Annotated in this window: 25 protein-coding genes; 1 reads left to right on the top strand and 24 read right to left on the bottom strand. The window is 67.9% G+C overall.

Features of this window, described 5'->3' with window-relative positions; translation table 11 throughout:
• Positions 1 to 56: 56 nt before the first annotated feature.
• The 4 genes from rsgA to OTERR_RS10525 all read right to left on the bottom strand — a co-directional run bounded on the left by rsgA (position 57) and on the right by OTERR_RS10525 (position 3,137).
• The gene (rsgA, locus tag OTERR_RS10540; protein ID WP_149425720.1) at positions 57 to 1,019 is read right to left on the bottom strand and encodes a ribosome small subunit-dependent GTPase A; all 963 of its coding nucleotides are present in this window, start codon (positions 1,017 to 1,019) and stop codon (positions 57 to 59) included.
• A 61-nt stretch (positions 1,020 to 1,080) separates the two neighbouring features.
• A complete protein-coding gene (locus OTERR_RS10535) occupies positions 1,081 to 1,443 on the bottom strand; it encodes a 4a-hydroxytetrahydrobiopterin dehydratase (protein WP_149425719.1) in 363 nt (120 codons plus the stop codon).
• Positions 1,444 to 1,509: 66 nt separating this feature from the next.
• Positions 1,510 to 1,839 carry a cytochrome c gene (locus tag OTERR_RS10530; RefSeq protein WP_149425718.1) on the bottom strand — a complete coding sequence of 110 codons (330 nt, stop codon included), beginning with the start codon at positions 1,837 to 1,839 and terminating at the stop codon, positions 1,510 to 1,512.
• A gap of 44 nt (positions 1,840 to 1,883) precedes the next feature.
• Entirely contained in the window at positions 1,884 to 3,137 is a 1,254-nt protein-coding gene (locus OTERR_RS10525) for a M48 family metallopeptidase (RefSeq protein ID WP_149425717.1), read from the bottom strand.
• A gap of 119 nt (positions 3,138 to 3,256) precedes the next feature.
• On the opposite strand from OTERR_RS10525, the gene orn reads away from it, so the two are divergent.
• Positions 3,257 to 3,799, top strand: a complete 543-nt coding sequence (orn, locus tag OTERR_RS10520; protein ID WP_149425716.1) for an oligoribonuclease — start codon at positions 3,257 to 3,259, stop codon at positions 3,797 to 3,799.
• 169 nt (positions 3,800 to 3,968) lie between these two features.
• Here orn and OTERR_RS10515 read toward each other — a convergent pair whose 3' ends face one another.
• From OTERR_RS10515 to OTERR_RS10425, 20 genes are all read right to left on the bottom strand, one after another.
• The gene (locus OTERR_RS10515) at positions 3,969 to 5,642 is read right to left on the bottom strand and encodes a hypothetical protein (protein WP_149425715.1); all 1,674 of its coding nucleotides are present in this window, start codon (positions 5,640 to 5,642) and stop codon (positions 3,969 to 3,971) included.
• Positions 5,643 to 5,843: 201 nt separating this feature from the next.
• Positions 5,844 to 6,059 carry a 50S ribosomal protein L31 gene (rpmE, locus tag OTERR_RS10510; RefSeq protein ID WP_054620444.1) on the bottom strand — a complete coding sequence of 72 codons (216 nt, stop codon included), beginning with the start codon at positions 6,057 to 6,059 and terminating at the stop codon, positions 5,844 to 5,846.
• Between the two features lie 103 nt (positions 6,060 to 6,162).
• Positions 6,163 to 7,419: a transcription termination factor Rho gene (gene rho, locus OTERR_RS10505; protein ID WP_054620399.1), complete on the bottom strand. Its 1,257-nt coding sequence runs from the start codon at positions 7,417 to 7,419 to the stop codon at positions 6,163 to 6,165.
• 448 nt (positions 7,420 to 7,867) lie between these two features.
• A complete protein-coding gene (gene trxA, locus OTERR_RS10500) occupies positions 7,868 to 8,194 on the bottom strand; it encodes a thioredoxin TrxA (protein ID WP_054620400.1) in 327 nt (108 codons plus the stop codon).
• Positions 8,195 to 8,507: 313 nt separating this feature from the next.
• A complete protein-coding gene (locus OTERR_RS10495) occupies positions 8,508 to 9,824 on the bottom strand; it encodes a cation:proton antiporter (RefSeq protein WP_187775219.1) in 1,317 nt (438 codons plus the stop codon).
• On the bottom strand, positions 9,824 to 10,543 hold the full coding sequence (fabG, locus tag OTERR_RS10490; protein WP_149425714.1) for a 3-oxoacyl-ACP reductase FabG: 720 nt from the start codon (positions 10,541 to 10,543) through the stop codon (positions 9,824 to 9,826). The genes OTERR_RS10495 and fabG overlap by 1 nt, the downstream gene beginning before the upstream one ends.
• 20 nt (positions 10,544 to 10,563) lie before the next feature.
• The gene (locus OTERR_RS10485) at positions 10,564 to 11,016 is read right to left on the bottom strand and encodes a hotdog family protein (RefSeq protein ID WP_054620402.1); all 453 of its coding nucleotides are present in this window, start codon (positions 11,014 to 11,016) and stop codon (positions 10,564 to 10,566) included.
• Complete coding sequence (locus OTERR_RS10480; RefSeq protein ID WP_149425713.1) at positions 11,010 to 11,834, bottom strand: beta-ketoacyl synthase chain length factor; 825 nt, start codon at positions 11,832 to 11,834, stop codon at positions 11,010 to 11,012. The genes OTERR_RS10485 and OTERR_RS10480 overlap by 7 nt, the downstream gene beginning before the upstream one ends.
• 8 nt (positions 11,835 to 11,842) lie before the next feature.
• Positions 11,843 to 13,042, bottom strand: coding sequence for a beta-ketoacyl-[acyl-carrier-protein] synthase family protein (locus tag OTERR_RS10475; RefSeq protein ID WP_149425712.1), 1,200 nt, complete (start codon positions 13,040 to 13,042; stop codon positions 11,843 to 11,845).
• Positions 13,043 to 13,165: 123 nt separating this feature from the next.
• Positions 13,166 to 13,900, bottom strand: a complete 735-nt coding sequence (locus OTERR_RS10470) for a class I SAM-dependent methyltransferase (RefSeq protein ID WP_149425711.1) — start codon at positions 13,898 to 13,900, stop codon at positions 13,166 to 13,168.
• A 9-nt stretch (positions 13,901 to 13,909) separates the two neighbouring features.
• Positions 13,910 to 14,761, bottom strand: a complete 852-nt coding sequence (locus OTERR_RS10465) for a polysaccharide deacetylase family protein (RefSeq protein WP_149425710.1) — start codon at positions 14,759 to 14,761, stop codon at positions 13,910 to 13,912.
• A complete protein-coding gene (locus tag OTERR_RS10460; RefSeq protein WP_149425709.1) occupies positions 14,758 to 15,477 on the bottom strand; it encodes an alpha/beta hydrolase in 720 nt (239 codons plus the stop codon). The genes OTERR_RS10465 and OTERR_RS10460 overlap by 4 nt, the downstream gene beginning before the upstream one ends.
• 2 nt (positions 15,478 to 15,479) lie before the next feature.
• The gene (locus OTERR_RS10455; protein WP_149425708.1) at positions 15,480 to 17,894 is read right to left on the bottom strand and encodes an MMPL family transporter; all 2,415 of its coding nucleotides are present in this window, start codon (positions 17,892 to 17,894) and stop codon (positions 15,480 to 15,482) included.
• Positions 17,891 to 18,487, bottom strand: a complete 597-nt coding sequence (locus tag OTERR_RS10450; RefSeq protein ID WP_223115930.1) for a LolA-related protein — start codon at positions 18,485 to 18,487, stop codon at positions 17,891 to 17,893. The genes OTERR_RS10455 and OTERR_RS10450 overlap by 4 nt, the downstream gene beginning before the upstream one ends.
• Positions 18,488 to 18,510: 23 nt before the next feature.
• Positions 18,511 to 19,461, bottom strand: coding sequence for a lysophospholipid acyltransferase family protein (locus OTERR_RS10445; protein WP_054620408.1), 951 nt, complete (start codon positions 19,459 to 19,461; stop codon positions 18,511 to 18,513).
• Positions 19,458 to 19,799 (bottom strand): ApeI family dehydratase, encoded by a 342-nt coding sequence (locus OTERR_RS16170; protein ID WP_223115929.1) that lies wholly within the window; start codon positions 19,797 to 19,799, stop codon positions 19,458 to 19,460. Before OTERR_RS16170 ends, OTERR_RS10445 begins: the two co-directional genes overlap by 4 nt.
• A complete protein-coding gene (locus tag OTERR_RS10440) occupies positions 19,796 to 21,220 on the bottom strand; it encodes an AMP-binding protein (protein ID WP_223115927.1) in 1,425 nt (474 codons plus the stop codon). The genes OTERR_RS16170 and OTERR_RS10440 overlap by 4 nt, the downstream gene beginning before the upstream one ends.
• 17 nt (positions 21,221 to 21,237) lie before the next feature.
• On the bottom strand, positions 21,238 to 21,960 hold the full coding sequence (locus OTERR_RS10435) for a COG4648 family protein (protein ID WP_246154129.1): 723 nt from the start codon (positions 21,958 to 21,960) through the stop codon (positions 21,238 to 21,240).
• A complete protein-coding gene (locus OTERR_RS10430) occupies positions 21,960 to 22,253 on the bottom strand; it encodes a phosphopantetheine-binding protein (RefSeq protein ID WP_149425705.1) in 294 nt (97 codons plus the stop codon). Before OTERR_RS10430 ends, OTERR_RS10435 begins: the two co-directional genes overlap by 1 nt.
• A 133-nt stretch (positions 22,254 to 22,386) precedes the next feature.
• Positions 22,387 to 23,637 carry a beta-ketoacyl-[acyl-carrier-protein] synthase family protein gene (locus OTERR_RS10425; protein ID WP_149425704.1) on the bottom strand — a complete coding sequence of 417 codons (1,251 nt, stop codon included), beginning with the start codon at positions 23,635 to 23,637 and terminating at the stop codon, positions 22,387 to 22,389.
• Between the last annotated feature and the right edge of the window lie 2 nt (positions 23,638 to 23,639).

The following is a 23,639-nucleotide window of genomic DNA, read 5'->3' as shown; positions in this document are numbered from 1 at the left end:
TCGTAAGAAGGGGGGCGGACCCCGGTGCGACGATCAGCGCGGGGTCGTACCGGCGGTCATGCGTTGGCGCTGGCCAGGAGCTGGCGGAAGGTGGCGAAGCGGCGCGGATCCAGCTCCCCGGCGGCCAGGGCGGCCTGGAAGGCGCAGCCGGGCTCCTGATCGTGCTGGCAGTTGCGGAAGCGGCACTGGCCGAGCAGGGCGCGGAATTCGGGAAAGGCGTATTCCAGGGCGCCCTGGTCCAGGTGGTGCAGGCCGAAGTCCTGCAGGCCCGGGGAATCGATCAGGGCGCCGCCGGCCGTATCCCCAGGCAGGGGGTAGAGGCGGGCGTGGGTGGTGGTGTGCTTGCCCGAGTCGAGGGCGGCGGAAATCTCCCGGGTGGCGGCCTGGGCTTCCGGGATCAGGGCATTGGTCAGGGTGCTCTTGCCCATACCGGACTGGCCCACCAGCACCGTCACCTGGCCGGCCAGATGGGCGCGCAATTCGTCCAGCCCGGCCCCTTCCAGCGCCGACAGTTCGATCACCGTGTAGCCGAGCTTGACCAGGGGCGCCAGGCGCGCCCGGGCTTCGGCCAGGCGGGGCGCCAGGTCGCACTTGTTGAGCACGATCAGGACGCGGATCTCCTGGTCCTCGGCGGCCACCAGGCAGCGGGTCACCAGGTCGTCGTAGAAGGAAGGCTCGGTGGCCACCACGATGGCGATCTGGGTGACGTTGGCGGCGATCAGTTTCTGGCGGAATTCGTTACTGCGGTAGAGCAGGGAATCCCGGGGGGCCACGGCCTCGATCACCCCCTGGCCGGGGGCGGTCTGTTCCACCTGGACCCGGTCGCCACAGGCGATCTCGCTTTTTTTGCCGCGGGGAAAACAGAGCAAGGGCTCGCCCCGGTCCGGAGCGACCTGGTACTGGCGGCCGAAGGCGGCGATGACGGTGCCCGAGAGCAGCGGTGCGGCGTGCTTGCCGGCGCGGCCGGGGGCGGATGCGTGGGTGCGGGATGGGGCGTTGCTGCGGGCGGGACCGGCCATGTAGGAAGCGGGAGGTAGGTGGTGTAAGGGGGGGCAGAAGTGGTGCGGCGCAGGCGCCAGTTTACGCGCCGGGGGCGGCGAGCAGGCGGGCCACCTTGGCGGCGGCGCGGAAATCGTTGATCGACAGGCCGCCCACGTCGTGGGTGGCAAAGCGCACGGTCAGCCGGCCCCAGCCCAGGGTCAGGTCCGGGTGGTGGTTTTCCGCCTCGGCCAGGGCGCCGACCCGGTTGGCGGCGGCCAGCGCCGTGGCGAAGTCGGCAAAGCGGTAGGTGGCGGCGATGGCGCCCTGATCCAGGCGCCAGCTGGGCAGCAGTTGCAGCAGGCTGGCGACGGTTGCCGGATCGAGTCGATGGGCCGGGCCGCGCAGGGGGGCGCAGGGCGTGGCGAGCAGATCGTCCAGGGTAGGCAGGCTGGGGCTGGTCATGGCGGTGCTCCCGGGCAAGGGGGATCGGTGGGGCCTGATGGCGGGCTGGCGGGGCTTCGGTGGCGCTCAGCGGGCAAAGTGGTAGTAGCTGTCGTTGAGGTAGCGGGCCACGTCGGCTTCGTCGTCAGGGAACCAGTTCAGGTGGTTGCGCGAGACGCACAGGGCGACCCGCTGCAACAGCTCGGTACGGTCGGAGATCATCCGCCCCGGTTGGGTGTAGATGGCGCCGGCATCGCCGCCGTACATGCGTTTGTGGCAGCTGGTGCAGGCGGCGTCGTGCAGCTGCTTGCCATGCTTGGGGTTGGCGTGATCGATGGCATCGCCGAACGCCGCGCCAGATAAGGCGCTCAGAAGCATGACCGTGGAGAGGCGCGTGGATAGTCGCTTGTAGGGCATGATCTCTGGAACTCCTTATCTGGCGCGGGGTTTGAGGGTGCGGCCTAGCCGCCCTGCAAGTGCGCCACGCGCAGGGCTGCGGGCGGGTGGGAATCGTAGAAGAGCGAGTGCAACGGGTCCGGGGTCAGGGTCGCGGCGTTGTCCTCGTAGAGCTTGACCAGGGCCCGCACCAGATCGGCAGCGGAGGCGTGCTCGGCGGCATAGTCGTCGGCCTCGTACTCGTGGCGGCGCGATAGCAGGCTGGAGAGCGGGGTGAACGGGAAGGTGAACACCGGCACCGCCAGGAAGAACAGGGTCAGGGCCAGGGCCGTGTTGGCAGCGGGCACCCCGAGGCCGGCGAAGAACCAGGGGGCCTCGATCAACTGGCCGAGCAGCCAGAGGAAGCCCAGGGACAGGGCGAAGGTCAGGCCGATGCGCTTGACGATGTGGTGGCGCTTGAAGTGGCCCAGTTCGTGGGCCAGCACGGCCTCGATCTCGGCCGGCGAGAGACGCTCGATCAGGGTGTCGAAGAAGACGATGCGCTTGTTGCCGCCAAAGCCGGTGAAGTAGGCGTTGCCGTGGGCGCTACGCTTGGATCCGTCCATGACGAACAGGCCCGAAGCGGCGAAGCCGCAGCGCGCCAGCAGGGCCTCGATGCGGGCCTTCAGCTCGCCCTCGGGGAGCGGCGCGAACTTGTTGAACAGGGGGGCGATCCAGGTCGGGTAGACGAACAGCAGCAGCAGGTTGAAACCGCACCAGAAGGCCCACACCCACAGCCACCACAATTCGCCCGTGCGGCCCATCAGCCACAGCACGGCGGCCAGCACCGGGGCGCCGATGAGCAAGCCGAGCAGGGCGCCCTTGAGGGCGTCGGCCACGTACAGGCCCAGGGTCATGCGGTTGAAGCCGAAGCGCTCCTCGATGACGAACTGGCGGTACAGGCCGAGAGGAATTTCGACGATGCCCGAGATGGCCATCACCGACAGGATCAGAGCCAGGCCGTAGAGGATCGGGCGGGTGTCGGCGCCGATCGCCCCTTGCCAGAAGCCGTGCAGTGCGGCGATGCCGCCGCCCAGGGTGAGGGCCAGCAGCACGGCGGTTTCCACCGCCAGGCCGAGCAGCCCGAAGCGGGTGCGCACGGCGGTGTAGTCGGCGGCTTTCTGGTGGGCGGCCAGGGTCACCCGGTCGGCAAAGCGCTCGGGCACGGCATCCCGATGGGTGGCCACGGCACGGATCTGGCGCAGGGCCAGCCAGATGCGCACGGCCAGGGACAGGCCGAGCAGGGCGAGGAAGAGGGTGGTGAAGGCGGAAGCGGTCACGGTCGGCGGAGGAAGTCGGGTGTCGGGGCGTTGGGGAAAAAGGCGGGGCGCAGCGGCGCGGCAAAGGCGGGGGCGCCTGTTGCTGTGACACAATGGCGCTTTTTGGAGTTCGAAGGATTATGGCACAGGACCCCAACCACCTCGTCTGGCTGGACATGGAGATGACCGGCCTGGAACCGGACCGGGACCGCATTCTCGAACTGGCCATGGTGGTGACCACCTCCGACCTGGACGTGGTGGCCCAGTCGCCGGTTTGGGCGGTACATCAACCCGATGCGGTGCTGGCCGGCATGGACGACTGGAACCAGAAGACCCACGGCGAATCGGGCCTGATCGCCCGGGTCAAGGCCTCCACCACCGACGAGGCCACTGTCGAGGCCCAGGCCCTGGCCTTCATGCAGCAGTACGTGGACAAGCGGGTGACGCCGATGTGCGGCAACTCCATCGGCCAGGACCGGCGCTTCATGGCCCGCTACATGCCGACCCTGGAAGCCTGGTTCCACTACCGCAACCTGGACGTGTCCACCGTCAAGGAGCTGTGCCGGCGCTGGCGCCCCGAGGTGTTCGCCGGGCTGAAGAAGAAGGGCGCCCACACGGCCCTTTCCGACATCCTGGAGTCCATCGACGAGCTGCGCTACTACCGGACCAATTTCTTCAAGTAAGCCGGAATCAGGCTGGGCCCGGTGTGGTTTTCCGGGCGGGGCACTCGCCCCTGTCGACGGTCTTGCGCTTGACGCAGTCCAGCACAACAAAAACGCCCGACCGGGAAACCCGTCGGGCGTTTTTGTTGCGGCGCCTGGCGGAGCCGGCCGTGGAATGCAGACTGAGCGCTCAGCGCCGCTTGAACAGGCGCAGGCGTTCGCTGCGATCGCCGGGGCGGTGACCTTCCCAGACCCGTTCCCAACCGGGCTGGACGCGTTCCTCGCCGGGCGCGGTCTGGATCATCAGCCAGCCGCAGCTTTCCCGGCCACGGCTTTCGCTCTTCAACTGCCAGCCGGTGGTGTAGCGCACCAGGGCTTTCTGGGCGGGGGCCAGGCGCACCGAAACGCAGGCCGGGGCAGCGCCGTCGGGCATCGCTTGGCGCATCGCCGCGATGGTGCCGTCGTAGCTACGGCCGTATTCGAGCCAGGGTAGCCACAGGGCGATCACCAGCACCCAGACCAGGGTCAGTCCGGCCAGCCAGTGGGTCGGGCCGCGGAACAGGGAGCGCTCGGCGGTGGTACGCACCTGGGAGGCCCGGTACAGCAGCCAGCCCCATAGGGCGGTGACGGCCAGGGCCAGCAGCAGCGGCAGCAATTCGATGCGGCCCTCGAACCCGGGGGTGAGGCGGTGCAGGGTGCGTACCAGGGGCTCGGGCCAACCAGCCACCATGGCCGTCCAGCCGAGCCATACGTAGGCGCCGGCCAGGGTGAAGGTGATCACGGCGAACCAGGAGTAGGCGGCTGCCGCACCCTTGCGCAGCCGGGTCGCTTCCAGGGCCGCCAGGGCGGTGAGGGGGACGTAGAACACCAGGGCGTCCTGAGCCTGGGTGGCGGTCAGGCTACGGGCGATCAGGTTGGCCAGCAGCAGGATCAGGGGCAGGGCCACCGCCGGGGTGGCCAGACTGTGACGTCGCCGCCACAGGCTCCAGCCGGCCAGGGGAAGGGGGACCCAGGCAAACCAGGCGAGCAGGGCCAGCAGGTCGGCCAGGTTCTTGCCGATGCCGCCATCGCTAAGAGTGGCGCGGTCGGCCGTCAGCCAGGCAGCAAAGCGGGCAGGGGCCTGTTCGGCCAGGGGAACCAGCCAGAGGGCCGCCAAGGCAGCGGCAAGGGCCAGGGCACCGATCAGGGCGGCGACGGCGGGCAGGCGGGAAGGGGATTTCGGCGCCGGCAGGGTTTCGGCTAACCAGGCCGGCACATGGGGGCGGGGCGGGGGAAAGCAGGGGGCAGCGAGAAGCATCGCCGCCACCGGGGCGGCGGCCAGAGTTCCGCCCGCCAGGTAAGCCAGGCCCAGGGCCAGGCCGCCGGGCAACAGGCCGCGCCAGGGCTTGTCGATGAGCAGCGTTGCGCTCCACAGGCCCAGGGCCTGGGTGGCCAATACGGCCAGTTGGGGTTGGGCTTCGTGGCCGTGCACCACCAGGCCGATACCGCCGAGGAGCAGGTACGGGGTGACCTGTTCGGCCTCCTTGTCCCGGGTGCGTCGGGCCAGGGCGGTCAAAGCGAGCAGGGCGGCAGCCAGCCAGAGGAAGTTGGACAGGCGCACGCCGTTGTGAAACGCCGTCAGCGGTGCCAGCAGCGTGGCGAGCAAGGCGGCCACCCAGTGGTACAACGGAGCTTCGTTGAAGGCCGCATCGGCCAGTCGGGGGGCGTACCAGGGCGCCCCCTGGGTGAATTCCCAGGCCACACCCAGATTGATGGCGTCTTCCCCCTTCCACGGGGCTGGGCCTACCAGGCCGGTGAGGAGGAAGAGTCCCGCCAGGAGGATCAGTCCGGGCCAGGGCAAGGGGAGGTAGGGGCGGGGCGGCATCCGAGCAGGCAATGAGTCCGACGAAGGGTGAAATTCTACGGGGTGCGGCGAAAAGTGCCGTGGGGAAAATGACAATGGAACGAAACGGGCCGTGGATGGTGTCGCGCGGGATAACGGGATAACGTGGGATAAACAAAAAAGGCAGCCCGCGGGCTGCCTTTTTGCGATCCTACCGGCCGAGGGGCCGGTGATCCGTCGCCCTTAGGCGGAACGGCGCAGGCCGCCGAACTTCTGGTTGAACTTCTCAACGCGACCGGCGGTATCCACGATCTTCTGCTTGCCGGTGTAGAACGGGTGGCAAGAGGAACAGACTTCCACGTGGAGAGCCTTGTTCATGGTGGACTTGGTGGCGAAGGTGTTGCCGCAGGAGCAGGTCACCTGCACTTCGTTGTATTCGGGGTGGATACCGGTCTTCATTTTGAACCCTTTCATGCGTGGTCGGCGGTTTTGGCCGGCCAATGAAAAACGGGAATTATGGGGGAGTGGCCTTGAAAAGGCAAGGCTTTCGGTCGTCTGTGCCTCAGCGGCGCATGGCGTCGAAGAACTCGTCGTTGTTCTTGGTCTGCTTGATCTTGCCGAGCAGGAAGTCCATGGCTTCCAGGTCGTCCATGTTGTAGAGGACCTTGCGCAGGATCCACACCTTTTGCAGCACGTCCTGCTTGAGCAGCAGCTCTTCGCGACGGGTGCCGGAGCGGTTGAGGTTGATGGCCGGGTAGATACGTTTTTCCGCCATGCGCCGGTCCAGGTGCACTTCCATGTTGCCGGTGCCCTTGAATTCTTCGTAGATCACCTCGTCCATGCGCGAGCCGGTGTCGATCAGAGCGGTGGCGATGATGGTCAGGGAGCCGCCTTCCTCGATATTGCGGGCGGCGCCGAAGAAGCGCTTGGGCTTTTGCAGGGCGTTGGCGTCCACACCGCCGGTGAGCACCTTGCCGGAGGTCGGTACCACGGTGTTGTAAGCCCGGGCCAGGCGGGTAATGGAGTCGAGCAGGATGACCACGTCCTTCTTGTGCTCGACCAGGCGCTTGGCCTTCTCGATGACCATCTCGGCGACCTGGACGTGGCGGGTGGCTGGCTCGTCGAAAGTGGAGGCGACCACTTCACCACGCACGGTGCGCTGCATTTCGGTCACTTCCTCGGGACGTTCATCGATCAGCAGCACAATCAGCACCACATCCGGGTGGTTGGCGGTGATGGCGTGGGCGATGTTCTGCAGCATCACCGTTTTGCCCGACTTCGGCGGAGCCACCAGCAGGCCGCGCTGGCCCTTGCCGATGGGGGAGATCATGTCGATCACCCGGCTGGTGATGTTCTCGTCGGAACGGTTCTCCCGCTCCAGACGGAGCATCTGGTTCGGGTGCAGCGGCGTCAGGTTCTCGAACAGGATCTTGCTCTTGCAGACCGCCGGATCCTCACCGTTGATCTTGTCCACCTTGACCAGGGCGAAGTAGCGCTCGCCATCCTTGGGAGTGCGGATCTCGCCCTCGATGGAATCACCGGAGTGCAGGTTGAAGCGGCGGATCTGGGACGGCGAGACGTAAATGTCGTCGGTGCCGGCCAGGTAGGAGATGTCCGGGGAGCGGAGGAAGCCAAAGCCGTCGGGCAGCACCTCGAGACAGCCGTCACCAAAGATGCTCTCACCCTTCTTGGCCTGGTGGCGCAGCAGGGCGAAGATCAGTTCCTGCTTGCGCAGCCGGTTGGCGCCTTCGATGCCGAAACCGGCGGCCATTTCGAGGAGCTGGCTCACATGGAGCGCTTTGAGTTCGGAGAGATGCATAGAGTCGGGAAAGGTGCGGGAAAGGCCGGCGGGCGGTCAATCGGGCAAAGCACCGGGCGAGCGTCGGGAGGTAAAGTGCGGACGCGCAACCTTGGCAGGTGCGGAAGATGAACGCTGGGGTGCCGGTGGGACCAGGAAAGTTGGAGGCAGCCTGAATCGGGCGAAGTCGTAACGGAAACCGGTAGGACGGAGAGAAGAACGCCGGAAGGAATCGGGTGTCGTGAAAATACCGAAAATTTCGGAGCGGATCGGAAGCTGACCGGGGTGGCCGGTGATGCTTCACCAGTGCTGCGAGAGCGACTGATCGGCCCGGGTCGCAGGAACCGCTTGGATGGCGGAGCGACGGCGCGATTTACGCGAACAACGTAAGGGCGGGGGAAGCTTTTCGGATTTCGGGGCAGTCCGGCGATGCGTTACCGGACTGCCATTGCGTCGCAGCGTAGCGACTTTACAGGGTGCTGTCAATGAAGGCGGTGAGCTGGGATTTGCTCAGGGCACCGACCTTGGTGGCTTCCACGTTGCCGTTCTTGAAAATCATCAGGGTGGGGATGCCGCGGATGCCGTACTTGGCGGGCGTGGCCTGGTTTTCGTCGATATTGACCTTGGCCACTTTCAGCTTGCCGGCATACTCGCTGGCGACTTCGTCGAGGATCGGGGCGATCATCTTGCAGGGACCGCACCATTCGGCCCAGTAATCGACCAGCACGGGTTGCTGGGACTGGAGCACTTCTGCGTCGAAGGAGTCGTCGGAGACGTAATGGATGTGTTCGCTCATGAAACGTTTGCCTCGGGAGGGGATGGGAGGCGACCGGAAGGGGATAGGAACGGAGCTGGGCTCCGGGGGCCGCCTGAGTGCTGAATCAACGAATACGGATGCTAGCGAAAAAAAAAAGGCAGGGGAAGGGGCGGTTTGGCTATGGCGACGATAGGCTCGGCGTTGTGTGGCGGTTTGACCGCAGCATGGCGCCATTGACCCCGATTGGGAGTCGATGGCAGGAGCTCCCGTCTTGCGCAGCGGGGATTGCGGGAATTGGCGCCGGGGCATTCCGGCGCCAGCTTCCACCCCGGATCATCCTGTCCGGAAGCGCTTAGGCGCGGACCGGCTTGCCCGGCACCGCCAAGCCGATCTTGGGCAGCCATAGGCGCAGCCCCGGGGTGGTGACCACGGTGCTGACGATGGCCATCAGCACCAGCATGGTGAAGGTCTGCTGGGAAATCACCCCCAGGTCGTAGCCTACGTTGATGACGATCAGCTCCATCAAGGCCCGGGTGTTCATCATGATGCCGAGCACGTTGGCCTCGTGGTGGCTCAGACCGCAGGAGCGGGCTGCCAGGTAGGAGCCGCCGAACTTGCCGGCGGTGGCCAACGCGATGATCAGGGCGCACCAGCCCCAGGCGGCCAGGCTGTCGAGGCCGCCGACGTTAGTGCGCAGCCCGGTATAGGTGAAGAAGATGGGCAGGAAGAAGACGGTGACGAAGTGGCCGATGCGCTCCTTCCAGGCGGCCACCAGGTCGTGCTCGTCGTGCAGGATCACGCCCATCATGAAGCCGCCGAAGATGGCGAAGATGCCGAGCTGGAAGGTGGTCATGCCGGCGATGAAGATCACCGCGATGACGATGCCCAGCAGGTTGTTGTTGAGGCGAAAGCCCTGGCTCTCCTGGCGCTGGGTCCAGCGGATCACCGCCTTCAGCGCCGGGCGCACGGCGAACCAGCTGGTGGCGAAGAACACGGCCACCAGCAGTACCTTGAGGGCGAAGTCCGGGCCGCTGAAGTCGGCCACGGTTAGGGTGGTGACGAGGGCCAGCAGCAGCCAGCCAACCACGTCGTTGATGGCGGCGGCGGAGATGGCGATGACGCCAAGCGGGGTCTTGGTCAGGTCGAACTCGATCATGATTCGACCCAGGATGGGCAGGGCGGTGATCGAGAAGGCGGTGCCGATGAACAGTGCCGAGGCCACCGCGTTGGCTCCGGGATTGAGGAGCGGCGCCGCTACATAGCCGAAGCCGGCGCCCAGGGCGAAGGGCAGCAACAGGCCGGCGGTGGCCACCCGGGTGACGGCGGTACGGTTGCGTTTTTCAGTCAGGTGCCCGAAGTCGAACTCCAGGCCGATCTGGAACATCAAGAGTAGCAGGCCGATCTGGGACAGGATCTGCATCGGCTCCGGGGCCGAGGAGCGGAACACGTAGGCGAACAGGTCCGGAGCCAGCCAGCCGAACAGGGACGGGCCGAGCAGGATACCGACGATGATCTCGCCCACCGCCGCCGATTGGCCGAAGCGCAGGGCCAGGGCGCCGCCGATGCGGCCGGCCAGGACGATCACCGAAAGCTGGATCAGGGTGAAGAACAGCAGTAGTTCGGTCTTGTGCACCGCTACCTGGTGCATCGCCTCGGCCGGTGCGCTCATCAGAGCATCCCCCCGTTGATGGAAATGATCTGGCCGCTGATATAGGCGGCTTGGTCGGAGCAGAGGAAGCCCACCAGATCGGCCACTTCCTCGGGTTTTCCTTCCCGTTTCATCGGCACCAGGCGGGCTACCGTCTCGGCGTCGAAGGCTGATTCGCTCATCTCGGTGGTGATGATGCCCGGCGCTACGGCATTGACCGTGATGCCCCGGCTGGCCACTTCCAGGGCCAGGGACTTGGTGGCCGAGTGCAGCGCTCCCTTGGCGGCAGAGTAGTTCACCTGGCCCCGATTGCCGCTCAGGGCGGCGATCGACGAGATATTGACGATGCGCCCCCAGCGGGTGCGGATCATCGGCATCAATACCGCTTGGGTGACGTGGAAGAAGCCGTTCAGGGAAACATCGATCACGTCGTGCCACTGGGCTTCGGAGAGGCCGGGAAAAGGCGCGTCGGCGTGAATGCCGGCGTTATTCACCAGCACCTGGACCGGCGCCTCGTCGCATAGCGCCTCCAGGGCGGCCCGGGTCGCCGCCCCGTCGGTGAGGTCGAAGGCCAGTACGCTGGCGTTGCCGCCAGCGGCGGTGATCTCGCTGGCCAGGGTGTCGGCTTTGCTCCGATTGCGGTTGGCGTGAATGACGACGTGGTAGCCGTCCCGGGCGAGGCGGCGGCAGATGGCGGCACCGATGCCGCCGCTGCCGCCGGTGACGAGGGCGCGTTTCATGGACGTTGTTCCGATCACGATCAGGAGGAGGGCAGGGCGGCGCTGTCGAGCACCACGGCGGCTCGGCCGCTCAGCAGCAGGGAGGCGCCGGCGGTGACGGAAAAGGCGTAGAGGACGTGGTTATCGTCACCGGAGAGACGCTCGGCGCGGATCTCCAGGTCGTCGGCCAGGTCGTCGAGACGCGCCGCGTGCAGCTCGACGCCCCGCACGCTGGTCAGGTAGCCGGCCCGGGGTCGCTCGGCGTGACCGCCGGCGTCGGCCAGCAGGGCGCCGTGCATGGCCATGGCCTGGGCGGCGTACTCGATGCCGGTGGCGGCGCCCAGGCGCCCGTGAGCGCGTAGAGGGTTAGCCGGGTCCCGGTGGCTGGTGGCGGTGGCGTGGATCGACTCCCCGTCCCAGGACGCGATCCGGGCCAGCAGGCACATGTCGCCCTGATGGGGAATGCGTGCGGCGATGTCGTCCCGGTTCAGCATGAGGTGCTGCCGTCCAGGGGCTCCACCGTCACCGCCAGGTGAGTGGGGGCCAGATAGTCGATCACCACCCGCCCGGCACCTTGCGGAGCGCCGAGTCGGGCAAGGAGTTCCAGCAGGGGCAGGCTGCGTGCCGCGGGAACGCTGGTGCGCAGGGCCTCCAGGCCGGAAAAGGCTGTGGGGCTCGGGGGTTCGTCGGTCAGGCTGACGCTGAGTCTGGCCATCGTGGCCGGACCGGGCCGGGGTGCGAGCACCAGGGCGACGCCGAAGCTGTCGGCGATCGGTCGGGCGCTCTGCAGGGGCTCCGGGTAGGGCGCATCGTAGGCGATCAGGGTGCTGGCTTCACCGTCCACGGCCACGTGGGTCAGGGCTTCGAGCAGGCCGGCGGCAAAGCTCGCGTCGTAGGCGCAGACCACGTCGGAGGTGGCCATGGCGCCGGTGGCGATGCCCCAGTAGCCGGCCGGGGCGTTGTGCACCGAGTTGTGGAAGCGGGTCGGCGAGACGGTGCGGTCGTCGGAGGCGAGCACCTCGCACAGGGCGTGGCAGTTGTCGCCGTCCCCCCCCGACGCGGCGAACACCGTGGCCATGGCGGCCGGATCGCGGCCGGCGGCGGCCAGGGCCGCGTGGCCGATGGCCAGTACCAGCTTGACGCTCTTGCCAGTACGGCGCCGCTCCGCCGGGGGCAACATGGCCGGGGCCGGCAGTACGGTGGGGGTGGGGGCGTAAGGGGCGCTGCCGGCCAGGATCGGCTGGGCGCTTGGCCAGTGGGTCAGGCCCGGGCCGAGCAGGCCGATGCCGTCCAGGTAGGCGGAAAGGGTCATGGGTGCGCTCATCGGGCGTCTCCCCGGGCAAAGACCAGGCTGCAGTTGGTGCCGCCGAAGCCGAAGGAATTGGAGAGCACCCGGGTTACCGGGCCATTGCGGTTGGCGAGCAGGTAGTCGATGGGAATCGCCGGGTCCGGCGTGGTGGTGTTCACGCCCCCGGGCATGAAGCCGTGGGTCAGGGCCAGGGCGGCGATCACCGCTTCCAGACCGCCGGCGGCCCCCAGGGTGTGGCCGGTGTGGCCCTTGGTCGAGCTGGCCGGTACCCGGTCGCCGAACAGGGCGGCCACCGCCTTGCCTTCGGCGGCATCGTTGCTCGGTGTGGCGGTGCCGTGCAGGTTGATGTAGTCGATCCCGTCCGGGGCCAGGCCTGCGCCGGCCAGGGCCTGTTCCATGGCCATCTTTGCGCCCAGGCCTTCCGGGTGGGGCGAGGACATGTGGTAGGCGTCGCTCGATTCGCCGATACCGACCAACAGCACATCGTCCGCCGCCGGCTGGGCGGGAGCCCGTTCGAGCAGGGCAAAGGCGGCGGCCTCGCCGATTGAAATGCCTTCCCGGTCGGCGTCGTAGGGGCGCGCGGGGCGGGGCGAGAGCAGTTCCAGGGAATTGAAGCCGTACAGGGTGGTGAGGCACAGGGAGTCAACGCCGCCGACGATGGCCGCATCGATCAACCCGGCTTCGATCATGCGTCGCGCCGAGGCGAACACCTTGGCGCTCGACGAACAGGCCGAGGACACCGCCACCGCCGGTCCGATCAGGTCGAACCAGGCGCGCACGAAGCCGGCCACCGAGTAAGTGTTGTGGGTGGTGCGATAGATGAAATCGCCAGGCAGCTTGCCGCTGGCCGGGTCGCGGCGCCGGTAGGCTTGCTCGGTTTGCAGGATGCCGGCGGTGCTGGTGCCGAGAAAGACACCGACCCGTTGCCGGCCGTAGCGCGTGATGGCGCTTCGCACGGCTTCGGCGAAGCCGTCCTGCATGAGGCCGCGCTGGGCCAGGCGGTTGTTGCGGCAATCCCATTCGGCCAGGCCGGCCGGTAGGCGTTCGTCATCCACCCCGGCTACTTCGCCGATGGCGGTAGGCAGGTCGACGGTCTCGAAGGTGCAGGGGACCAGACCGCTACGCCCGGCGTGCAAAGCATCCAGGGTGGCGTCCAGGCCGGCGCCCAGGCAACTGGTGGCGGTGTAGTGGGACAGAAGCAGGGGAGTCACGGCGTCAAGCAATCAGAAGGGCGGCTGGCGGGGTGGCGGAAGCGGCGGGCAGGCCCGCCGCGTACGGGATTTTATCAAAGATGAATAATCGGCCTGTGGCTTTGCGGCGTCAGTGGCGAAGGGCTATCCAGGCGATCGCTGCGCCTTGAGCAGCACGTTGGCGAAAGGCGTGCCTTGACTCATGGGAATGGGGGTGACGACGAAGCCGAGTTTCTCCAGGGCGGCGATCCAGGCCCGCAGCGGACGGCAGTACAGCCGGGAGAGACGATGACCGCGCACGAAGGTTACGGCGTGGTCCACCCAGTTGCTCACGCGAAAGCGCCAACCGCCTTCCGCATCGCCTACCCGTAACAGCAAGGTGCCCTGCGGGGAGAGGCAGTCCCGGACCCGGTGCAGTACCTCGTCCTGGGCGGCGTAGTCCACGTAATGCAGCACGTCGAGGATGACCACCGCGTCGGAGACAGGGAAGGGGGTGGTGCACATGTCGCCCTGGGTGAGGGTGGCCGTGCTGCCGTGCTCGGCCAGGGCGGCCCGGGCCCGGGCGATGTCCCGAGGCATCAGTTCGACGCCAGTGTAGGACGTCAGGCGCGGGGCCGGTCCCCAGCCGCTCGGCCACTCACCCCGGCTATGGCGTTGCTGGGCGCTGTGCAGCCAGGCGCAGAGCAGGCCCTGGCCGCAGCCCAAATCGAGCAGGCGCAGTCCATCGGGGTGATGCGGTAGCAGTTTGTCGCGCAGCAGGGCGGTAAACGCCGGGTCGCCACCTAGCTTGCCGCGGGCAAAGCGCCAGGCAAAGGTACCGGCAGCCAGGTAGGGACGGGTGGCGATGTCGATCAGGGAGCGGATGAAGGTGTCGCGCATGGGCGGCAGTCAGGCGGAGGAAGAAGGGAAGGCCTGGTCGAGCGTCACCGGGGTCAGGCCTCGGGCGCGGATGGCGTCGAGCAGGGCAGGGAGCACGGCCAGGACCACGGGCTCGCCCTGTCGGTCGAGGGCCACATTGCTGTCGTGCACCAGCAGGATGTCGCCGGCCGCTAGACCGCGAGTGAGACGGGCCAGCACGGTGGCGGCATCGCCGCAGCGGGTGTCGAAGCCGCGCCGGGTCCAGGCGGTCAGTTCCAGGCCGAGGCGGGCCAGGACCGGGTCGAGGAAGGGGTTGCGCAACCCGGCGGGGGCTCGGAAGAACCGGGGGGGGCGGCCGGTGAGGTGCGCCAGCGTATTCTGGGCGGCACCGATTTCCCGGGCGAAGCCACCCATACCCAGGGTGGCGAAATGCAGCGGGTGGCCCTGGCTGTGGTTTTCCACCTGGTGCCCCCGGGCGACGATGGCGCGCACCAGGTCCGGGTGGGCTGCGGCCCGGGTGCCAATGCAAAAGAAGGTAGCCTTGGCCTGGTAGCGGTCGAGCAGGTCGAGGACCCGGGGGGTGACGGCCGGATCGGGGCCGTCGTCGATGGTCAGGGCGACTTCCCCCCGGGCCGCGGCTGCGGCGGGCAGACGCCGATGGTTGGGGCCCAGCCAGGTGCTGCGCGGCCACAAGCCGGTGACGCTGAGCACGGCATGGTTGGCGACGAACAAGGCCAGGCCCCAGCGCCAGAAATCCCAACTCAGCCCCAAAGGCACGGCCAGCAGCAGCCCGAGGTGGATGGCCAGGGTCAGCCAGACCAGGGGCGTGGGGCGCCAGGGGCGGCGCCGGGGGCTTGGCGTTGCGGCGAAGACGGTGCTCATGGCCGGGGGGTATCCAGGCACGGCGCCGCGTTGTGGGGCGGAGCGGTCAAGTCGAAGCGGTCGAGCATGGCATGCCACAGGGTGCGCCAGGTTGGCCAGTCGTGGCCGCCGGGCAGGGTGACCACGTCGTCTGCCGGCAGGACCCCGGCCATCAGGCGCTGGCCGGCGATGAAACGATCCGCGTCGCCGTAGCCGAGATGCACCGGCAGTGGTGTGGCCATGCTTTGGCGGGTCCGCAGCCAGGACCAGGCCTGGCATTCCTCGTAGCCCACGTCGGCGGGAGTCAGGGCGGGGGGCGTCCAGTTCGCCAGGCCGCCGGCAGCGGCAATGGCACCGGTGATCGCCCGGTTGCCCAGGTAGGGGGCCAGCACCATTACCCCGTCGGGGGCCCCATTGCCCTGGTGGCGGCTGGCGTAGGTCAGACTGGCCAGGCCGCCGAGGGAAATGCCGGCTAGCCAGATGGTGCGGTAACCCCGCTGCCGGGCAGGCTGGATCAGTCCGTCGTGAATCTGGGCGAACACCGAGCCGTCGCCATAGAGGCCCAGGTGGGCATCGGCGAGCGCCACATCGAGGGCCAGGCTGCGCTGCCGCACCGCGGCGACGAAGCCTTCGCGGATGAAATCGGCCGGGGTCCCATAGGCCCCGGGCAGCAGCACGACCAGGGTATCGGCACCCTGACCGCTCTCCGGTACATGGCGATCGAAGACCACGTCCATGATCAGGCTGGGCGGCGCTGGGCCAGGATTGCCGAGAAGAGCAACGCCAGCACTACCCCGGGGCCGACCGTGGCGCCGATGGCGATGAGGATCGGCACGCTGGACAGCCCGAGGACGCCGAAACCGGCCACGGTGGTCAGGTTGGCGAGAAAGATCGAGGCCAGAGTGCGCGGTGCCAGAGCCCCCTGGTTGAAGAAAAGGGCGTAGTTGGAGCCTACCGCGACGATCAGCAGCAGGCCGATGAGGTGCAGGATGGTCAGCTGCTGGCCGGCCAGCAGGAGCCCCGCCGTGACGGTGACTACGGCGCCAAACAGGGGGGCCAGGATCTGGCCGACCCGGCGGGCTGAGCGCAGGGTGGCGGTCAGCAGGGCGACGATCACGCCGACCCCGGCCAGGGAAAGCAGAATCGCCTCGTGCAGGTAGCTGGCGTAGAGGTTTTCCATTTCCCCCTTCATGTCCACCAGCAGGATCGCGGCCTGGGGCGATGCGGTCTGCTCCTCGGCCAGGGCGGCCTTGATCCGTGCTACGTCCACCGCGTTGGCGTGGGGGCCGCTGCGTGGCGCCTTGAGCGGCAGCAGGGCGGTGACCCGGTCGGGCTGGCCGGCTTCCTGATGGCGCACCAGCATGGAGTCCACCGCCAGGGCAAGGGAGGATCCCTCCAGATCGGCCAGGGCCAGGGGCGGCTGGCGGCGGGCGGCTTCGACGTCGGCGATGAAGGGCGCCAGGCGCTCGGCCCGCAATGGCTGGTCGGCCACGGCAACGGCCAGGCGGCGGCGCAGTTCATCGGCCTCGGGCAGGCTGGCCAGGCGGCGGGCCTGGGTGGCGGTGCTGGGCAGGTAGCGGGCCGGGCTTTCGTAGCCGGCCAATTCGCCTTCCTCCACCAGCGCGTCGAGGCGGCGGCCGACCCGTTCGGCCTGTTGCAGCGCGGCTTCGCTGTCGCTGGCCGACACCACCACCAAGTAGCGCACATCCGGGGCCCCCAGGTCGGCGCGCAGTTCGGTGTCGAGCTGCTGGTCCGCTGCCGCTACCGGCGACAACACCCCCAGTTCGCGGCTCCACAGGCGGTCGTGGTGCTGGGTGATCACCGCCAGGGCCGCCACGCTCAGCAGGATCAGGGGCCAGCGCAGGCGTGGGGCAAAGGCGATCAACCCCGCTAGGCGCAGGCCCAGGGGGGTGACGTCGCGGATGCGGAAGTTGCGCGGCAGCAGGTAGGGCAGCACGTAGCGGGTGATCAGGGCGGCGGCGAGGAGGCCGGCGATGGAGTACAGGCCCAATTGAGCCAGGCCGGGGAAGCCGGAAAAGAGCAGGGCGGCGAAGCCGCATACTGAGGTCAGCACTCCCAAGCGGATGGTGGGCCAGAACGCCTTCACCCAACCGGTGTCGGCGCCGGAGCTGTCCGCCGTGTTGCCCTGGTTGCGGTTTTCGGACTGGACGAACAGGTAGATGGCGTAATCGACGGCCTCGCCGATCAGGGTGGTGCCGAAGCCGAGGGTAATGCCGTGCACCAGGCCAAAGCCGAGACTCACCGCCGCCACCCCGGCCAGGGCGGCGGAGGCCACCGGCAGCAAACCCAGCACCAGGGCGGGCAGGGAACGGTAGATGAGCAGCAGCAAGGTGGCGATCAGGCCGGTGCTGATCAGGGACAGGCGGGCCACTTCTTCCTTGATGGTGGCGCGGGACGATACGGAGAACACGCCGGGACCGGTCATCACCACCCGGGCGTCCCGGGCGGTGGCGGTACCGACCTGTTCCTGGGCGGCGGAGAAGGCCTGACGCAGGGTGGTGATGGCGGTTTCCTGGGCGTCGGTGTCGGCACCGGCAGCGTTGGTCTGCACTACCAGCAGGGCCCGGTCACCGTTGCGCGAGGCCCACACGCCGTGGCTGGAGGGCGGGCGCTGGCCAGAATCGAGCTGGCCGAGCAGCTGGACGATCTCGCCGGTGGGGTCCCGGGTCAGCAGGGACTTCAGCAGCAGCCCGGCAGGGGAGGCGAGCAGGTCGATGCTCTCGGCGATGGCGTCATGCAGCCCGGCTTCGCTGAAGCGTTCCGGCGTCACTGCCGGGGAGAGGGCGTAGCGGTGGGCGAAAAGCAGTTCCCGGTCCCGCTCCAGGCCGACCGATTCGCCGTTGGCTACCGCGGAGAACTGCTTGTCCTGGCGCAGGCTGGCGCCCAGGGCCTTGGACAGGGTGGCCCGGGTAGCGGCGTCGCCGCCTTCGATGCCGACCAGGATGAGGCGGGACACCACCCCATCCTTGAGCTGATCCACCAGCAGCTGCTGCTCCGCTGTCGGCGTCTTCGGCAGAAAAGCGGTCAGGTCGGCCGTGAAGTGGCTGCGCGCCACCACCGCCAGGCAGCTGGCGACGAATACCAGCCACAGCACCAGGGCGGTGATACGGGGGCGCAAGAGGGCGCGGCTCATGGGGCGCCGGCCTTGTCGATGGCCATGACCGAGCGGTCGCCGTCGGCCTGGAGGATTTCCACGCTGCGCACCTCGCCCTTGGTACCGGCGATACGGATGCGCGACACCAGGGCCGCCATCTTCGGGTCGTTAGGCAGCAGGTAGAGGGTCCAACGCTCCAGCGAGCCTTCCAGGTGCAACCCGTAGACCCGCTCCAGGGCCTTGCGGTCCCCGGCCAGGGTGCCGCGGATGCTTTCGACGAAAGCGGACACCTCTGGGTAATCCTGCAGCACCAGTTGGTGCCGTTGCTTGCCGCGCTCGACGGTGAGGATGCCGCCATCCAGGACCACGGACTCGGGGCGGGGTTTCAGGGTGCGCTTTTCCAGGCGGCCCGGGGCGACGTAGAGCAGTTCGCCGGAGGATTCCACCGGTTTGTCGAGTACCGCCAGGTATTTCTTTTCGACGAATACGGCACGGTTGCCCCGGTTTTGCGCCAGGGTCTGCATCAACTGGCCCAGGTCGAAGTCCGCCGCCAGGGCGGCTCCGGAGGGAAGGGCCAGCAGAGCGGCGAACAGGGCGGTGCGTGCCAGGCGTTCAAGCCGAAAAGGAGTCATGGGCATTGGCATGGATTGGCGGGTCAGGATGCGGCTGGTGCCCCGGACGGGGGGCCTTCGGCCTGCCAGAAATCGAAGAAGTTGAACCAGTTGTACGGGTGGCGCCGGCACTGGGCTTCCAGGCAGGTGGCGTAGCGGCGTACCGCTTCCCGCACCGCGGCGTCACGCTCGCCGGCGGCGGTGGCGGAGAAGTCGGCCAGGGTCTCGAAGTGGATATGGTAACGGTTGCCGCCGGCATAGAGCCCGGCCATGAAGATCACCGGCCGGCGCAGCATGGCAGCCATACGGAAAGGGCCGAGGGGGAACGTGGCGGTGCCGCCGAGAAAGGGCAGGGCCAGGCCTGGGCCTGCTTCCAGGGAGCGGTCGGCGAGGATGCCGACGATCATGCCCTGGTCGAGGCTCTCCCGCACCTTGAGCATGGAGTCGAGCTTGCCCAAGGGGATTACGTTGTGTCGCACGCGCGGATTGATGGCCGTGAGCATGGCGTTGATCTTGCGCGCATTCTCCTCGTACATCAGGGTGGCGATGGTAAGCCGGGGGTGGCGGCGTCCCAGGGCGCGGATCGCCTCGAAGCTGCCTAGGTGGCCGCCCATCAGGAAGGCGCCGCGACCGCCCCGGCTGGCTTCGTCGATGAGCTTTTCACCGTCGATGTCGAGATCGAACAGGTCGAAACGATCGTTGATCAGGTAAACCCGGTCGTGGATGGTGGTGGCGAAGGCAAAGAAGTGGCGGTACAGGTCGGCCAATCCCGGGGTGCGGTCCAGGGCCCGGCGCAGGTAATCCCGGGAGGCGCGCCGGGCGGTGGGGGCGAAAGCGAGGAAATAGGCAGCGATCAGGTGCAGCACCAGGCGCCCTGCCGGACGGCCGAGGCGCAGCGAAATCCAGGTCATCACCCGTAGCCAGAACATGTTGCTGCGCTCTGGACGGGTCGCCCAGGCTTGCCGGGACGATGGTGGCAAGGAGGGGGCGCTCATGGGCTCGCGTCGGCCGTTCCCGGCCAGGTGAGGGTGGCGCTGGCGATTTTGGTGCCGTCGGCGGCGGTCAGCTCGAAACGCAGATTGCCACCTGGGGCGATGCTGCCGCTCCAGGTCAGTGCCAGTTCGGCATCGGGGCCTGCGGCCGGGAGGCGAACCGGGGCCAGGAACTTGACTGCCCCCAGTTGCAGACCCGCCGTCGCCAGTCCGGCCTGGACGGCCAGGGCATGGATCGCCTCGTCGAGCAGTACCACCCCGGGGACGATCGGGTTGCCGGGAAAGTGCCCGGCCAAGGCCGGGTGGCGGGGGCTGATGCGCAGGGGCAGTACGGGGCTCATGCCTTCTCCCGGGCGATCTTGGTGGGGGCGTGACTGCCGCTCTGCAGGGCCTTGAGGGTCTTCAGGGCCTCCCGGGGCAGTTTGCCGGTGGCGTTGCGCGGCAGGGCATCGACAAAGACCAGGGGGCGGGGCAGGAACACAGGATCAATTCGTTCGCGCAGGGCCTGGATGATGGTGGCGGCGCTCAGTCCCGGGGCGACGACGAAGGCGGTTAGCCGGGTGACGCCGTCGGCAGCCTCTTCATCGGGCATGAGGAAGGCGCCGTCTGCCACGCCGGTGATGGCCGTCAGCTGGTGGTTGAGATAGGCCAGGGAGGTGCGCTTGCCGGCGATGTTGATCAGGTCGGCGCTGCGCCCGAGCAGCAAAAAGTTCTCGGCGTCGCGCAGGTCGAGGATGTCGCCCAGGGGCACCGGCTGGTCGAGGTGCAGGCCGGCGGCGAAGAAGCGTGGCGGTTCTTCCGGCGCGTCGGCGGGCTCGGTGTGGATGCGCACTCCGGGGAAGGTTTTCCAGGCGGCGCCGGCAGTGGTGCGCCGGGTAGCGATCTGGCCGGTCTCGGTACTGCCGTAGATTTCCATCAGAGGGGCGCAAAAGCATTCTTCCGCCTGGCGCGCCAATTGTTCGGAAAGGGGAGCTGTGGCCGACAGCAGCAGATCGGCGGGTGGCACCACCTGTTCTTCCGCCAGCAGGGAGCGCAGGTGGAAGGGGGTGGTGACCAGGATGCGGGGGCGAGGTACCGCCGCCAGGGCGGCGCTGATATCCGCGGGGTAGAAGGGCCGGCCGCCGTGCAGGGCGGCACCGGATTGCAGGGCGAGCAGCACGGTGGATTCGAAACCGAACATGTGCTGGGGGGGCACGGTGCCGACGATGGCATGGCGCGGTGCGCCGGTGGCGGCGTCCAGGCCCAGCTGTCGGGCTTCCGCCTGAGCATTGCGCACCAGGTTGCCCCAATGCTTGGCGTGGGGCACTGGAGCGCCAGTGGAGCCGGAGGTGAACACATAGGCGACCTTGCGTCCGTCGGGAATCTGCGGCACCGGCAGGTCGGGCAGTTCGGCCGGGGCATCGGTCACCTTTGCCTCGGGGTAGCGGCAGGTCGGCAGGTCGATGCTGCTATCGGCCTGATCGGTGACGCAGAACACGTCCGGGGCGAAGTCGCGCATGCGGCGCACCATCTCTGCGGTGTGGGTCGAGGGCAACAGGCTGATCCGGTCGCTGACAATGGCTGCCGCCAGGGTCACGGCAAAGCGGTAGCGGTCGGCGCAGGTGTTGAGCACGTAGCCGCCGGCAGGCATGGTCGCGGCGACCCGGGTGATGTCGGCAAGAAATTCCCGTACCGCTACAGGGCGCACCTGGCCCGTCCCGGTTTCACGGTAAGCGAGGGTGTCGGCGGGGGACGGGTGGATGACGAGGGGCGAGTGATCCATGGTGGCGGCGAGGGGGCTCAGGGACGCGGCGGAAGCGACGGTGCTGCCGTGGCACCTTGTCGGGAACTGCGGACATAGGCCCGTACGGCATCGAGGATACTGGTCTCACCGCGCATCCAAGGCATCTTGACTAGCCGCACGGCGTATTCGACGACGAACATGGCCACCAGCAGGGGCAAGGAGAGCAGGTTGGCAAAAATCGACCAGACCTCCCGGGAGGTAAAGGCAAACAGCAGCAGGGAGAGGGTGGCCGTGGCGGCAAAGAACAGGGTCCAGGCCACGGTCACCTGGCGGCTGTAGCGGACCAGTTCGTCGGGCATGTGGTCGTGAACCATGGCGGCGAAAGTGGTGCACAGGGGCGTTTGTCCGGCCCGCAGGGTGCGGCCGAAGACGACGCCGAGCATGGCGTTGCTGGCGGCGTGGTCGAACAGGTACAGCCAGCTGAAATGGGTTTCGAGAAGTTGCCAGTGCCAGGCGAGCAGCCCAAGGGCGCCCCCTAAGGCGGGCAGCCAGAGCAGCCGCCGTGACGAGCGCCAGGCCAAGGCTAGGGCAATCAAGGTGGCGGGCGTGATGGCCAACAGGGCCCCAAGCATGGTCAGCGGGGCATCAGGACCTGCTCCAGTAAGGGAGTCCGCAGCTTGGTGAGCCGTGGTGTAGTGAGCCAGGAGCGGATAGCTGATGCCCGCCACCGCCAGGAACACCCAGCGGCTCGTCCGGGCCAGGCGAGCCAGGGCAGGCATCACTTGGTGCGGTGGCTGGCGATATGCCGGGTCAGGCTGTCCAAGGAGCTGAAGATGCGCACGTTGTCTTCGTTGTCGGCGCGCAACTGGAAACCGTAGCGCTTGGAAACCACCAGAGCCACTTCCAGGATGTCGATCGAGTCGAGGCCGAGGCCTTCGCCGTAGAGGGAGTCGCCCGGTGCGATATCGGCCGGTGCAACGTCCAGATTGAGGGCGGAGACGATCAGTTCGGCAACCTCCTGTTGCAGGACGGGATCGTTGGGTTGAGCGTTGCTAGCTGCGTTTTCAGACATGACCGTGAGTACCAGCGTTGTGAGGTTGTCGTTGTTTTTATGAGGAAAGCCACCCGAGAGCTTGCCGGGCAGGGAGGGAGAGATTTTACCGTGCCTGCCCGGCGACGCCGAGGCAGGCGCGGTTCCGCCGGGCTTATGAGGCGCGGCGGAAAGCGAGTACCGCATTGGTACCGCCGAAGGCGAAGGAGTTGGAGAGCGCCGCCTCCGGTGCCGGGAGTGCTCCGCTACCGGTGGTGACGTGGCGCACCCCGCTGCACTCTGGGTCGATGGTGTCCAGATGGGCGGTAGGGGGGATCGTTCCCCGGGCCAGAGCCATGGTGGTGACCAGCGCTTCAACCGCGCCGGTAGCCCCCATCAGGTGACCGTGCATCGACTTGGTGGCGCTCACCGGCAGATGTTCGGCGTGTGCGCCAAACACGGTGCGCAGGGCGGCGATTTCCGTCGGGTCCCCTTCCCGGGTGGCCGTGCCGTGAGCGTTGATGTAGCCGATGTGGGCGGGGTCCAGGTTCCCGTCCGCCAGGGCTGCATGGATGGCGCGCACTTGGCCTTCGGCTTCCGGCTTGACCAGGTGGCTGTGATCGCTGGTGGTGCCGTAGCCGACCATTTCGGCATAGATGCGTGCCCTGCGGGCCTGGGCGTGATCCCAGTCTTCCAGGATCAGGGCGGCGGCACCCTCGCCCAGCACCAGACCGGTCCGGTCCACGCTGAAGGGGCGGCAGGCGCGATAGGAACTGGCTTCGTCCCCCGGCGCGACCACTCGCAGGGCTTCCCAGGCCCGGACGACGCCGTAGCCAAGGGGGCAGTCCGAGCCGCCGGTGATCATCAGGTCGGATTCGCCGCGACGGATGCGATGAAAGGCCTCGCCGATGGCCACCGCTGCCGAAGCGCAGGCAATGGTGTAGGTGTGGCAGGGACCCGGCAGCTTACGCTGAATGGAAATGTGCGAGGCGGCGGCATTGTTCATGCCGAGCACCACGGACAGGGGCGAGACCCGCTCCCGGCCGAGCATGTAGAGATCCCGGTAGCCTTGCTCGAAGGTCAGCGTTCCGCCCAGGGCTGTGCCCCAGGCCACACCGCCGTTGCGATGGGGCAAGGTGGTGGCACCGTCGTCGGCAAAGCCGGCGTCCCGCCAGGCGGCAAAGGCAGCCGTCGCGCCCAGCTGGGAGCAGCGGTCCATGGTATGGGCCAGACCCCGTCCCAGTTGGGCGCCGCCGTCAAAGCTATCGCAATGGACGGCAGGCAGCGCCAGGGGGCGGGGAATGTCGGTGCTGTAGAAACGGATGGCAGACTCACCCCGGCAAAGGCGGGCGAAATAGTCTTCCAGGTCGGTGCCGAAAGGGGAAACGATACCCAGTCCGGTGACGGCAACGCGTCGCTGGCCCATCG

This window comes from Oryzomicrobium terrae, from assembly GCF_008274805.1.
In the GTDB taxonomy this organism is placed as follows: domain Bacteria; phylum Pseudomonadota; class Gammaproteobacteria; order Burkholderiales; family Rhodocyclaceae; genus Oryzomicrobium; species Oryzomicrobium terrae.
The sequence above is the reverse complement of the archived record's forward strand: the minus strand, read 5'-3'. Positions and strand labels throughout refer to the sequence as shown.

What these genes read in the sequence shown, in the direction of transcription:
- OTERR_RS10445 (WP_054620408.1), bottom strand. Translation starts at nt 19,461, where the DNA reads ATGAGCGCCCCCTCCTTGCCACCATCGTCCCGGCAAGCCTGGGCGACC.
- OTERR_RS10430 (WP_149425705.1), bottom strand. Translation starts at nt 22,253, where the DNA reads ATGTCTGAAAACGCAGCTAGCAACGCTCAACCCAACGATCCCGTCCTG.
- rpmE (WP_054620444.1), bottom strand. Translation starts at nt 6,059, where the DNA reads ATGAAGACCGGTATCCACCCCGAATACAACGAAGTGCAGGTGACCTGC.
- rho (WP_054620399.1), bottom strand. Translation starts at nt 7,419, where the DNA reads ATGCATCTCTCCGAACTCAAAGCGCTCCATGTGAGCCAGCTCCTCGAA.
- OTERR_RS16170 (WP_223115929.1), bottom strand. Translation starts at nt 19,799, where the DNA reads ATGAGCCCCGTACTGCCCCTGCGCATCAGCCCCCGCCACCCGGCCTTG.
- OTERR_RS10495 (WP_187775219.1), bottom strand. Translation starts at nt 9,824, where the DNA reads ATGAGCGCACCGGCCGAGGCGATGCACCAGGTAGCGGTGCACAAGACC.
- rsgA (WP_149425720.1), bottom strand. Translation starts at nt 1,019, where the DNA reads ATGGCCGGTCCCGCCCGCAGCAACGCCCCATCCCGCACCCACGCATCC.
- OTERR_RS10455 (WP_149425708.1), bottom strand. Translation starts at nt 17,894, where the DNA reads ATGAGCCGCGCCCTCTTGCGCCCCCGTATCACCGCCCTGGTGCTGTGG.
- OTERR_RS10485 (WP_054620402.1), bottom strand. Translation starts at nt 11,016, where the DNA reads ATGCTGAACCGGGACGACATCGCCGCACGCATTCCCCATCAGGGCGAC.
- OTERR_RS10480 (WP_149425713.1), bottom strand. Translation starts at nt 11,834, where the DNA reads ATGACCCTTTCCGCCTACCTGGACGGCATCGGCCTGCTCGGCCCGGGC.
- OTERR_RS10535 (WP_149425719.1), bottom strand. Translation starts at nt 1,443, where the DNA reads ATGACCAGCCCCAGCCTGCCTACCCTGGACGATCTGCTCGCCACGCCC.
- OTERR_RS10465 (WP_149425710.1), bottom strand. Translation starts at nt 14,761, where the DNA reads ATGAGCACCGTCTTCGCCGCAACGCCAAGCCCCCGGCGCCGCCCCTGG.
- fabG (WP_149425714.1), bottom strand. Translation starts at nt 10,543, where the DNA reads ATGAAACGCGCCCTCGTCACCGGCGGCAGCGGCGGCATCGGTGCCGCC.
- trxA (WP_054620400.1), bottom strand. Translation starts at nt 8,194, where the DNA reads ATGAGCGAACACATCCATTACGTCTCCGACGACTCCTTCGACGCAGAA.
- OTERR_RS10470 (WP_149425711.1), bottom strand. Translation starts at nt 13,900, where the DNA reads ATGCGCGACACCTTCATCCGCTCCCTGATCGACATCGCCACCCGTCCC.
- OTERR_RS10435 (WP_246154129.1), bottom strand. Translation starts at nt 21,960, where the DNA reads ATGCCTGCCCTGGCTCGCCTGGCCCGGACGAGCCGCTGGGTGTTCCTG.
- OTERR_RS10530 (WP_149425718.1), bottom strand. Translation starts at nt 1,839, where the DNA reads ATGCCCTACAAGCGACTATCCACGCGCCTCTCCACGGTCATGCTTCTG.
- OTERR_RS10450 (WP_223115930.1), bottom strand. Translation starts at nt 18,487, where the DNA reads ATGACTCCTTTTCGGCTTGAACGCCTGGCACGCACCGCCCTGTTCGCC.
- OTERR_RS10425 (WP_149425704.1), bottom strand. Translation starts at nt 23,637, where the DNA reads ATGGGCCAGCGACGCGTTGCCGTCACCGGACTGGGTATCGTTTCCCCT.
- OTERR_RS10460 (WP_149425709.1), bottom strand. Translation starts at nt 15,477, where the DNA reads ATGGACGTGGTCTTCGATCGCCATGTACCGGAGAGCGGTCAGGGTGCC.
- orn (WP_149425716.1), top strand. Translation starts at nt 3,257, where the DNA reads ATGGCACAGGACCCCAACCACCTCGTCTGGCTGGACATGGAGATGACC.
- OTERR_RS10440 (WP_223115927.1), bottom strand. Translation starts at nt 21,220, where the DNA reads ATGGATCACTCGCCCCTCGTCATCCACCCGTCCCCCGCCGACACCCTC.
- OTERR_RS10515 (WP_149425715.1), bottom strand. Translation starts at nt 5,642, where the DNA reads ATGCCGCCCCGCCCCTACCTCCCCTTGCCCTGGCCCGGACTGATCCTC.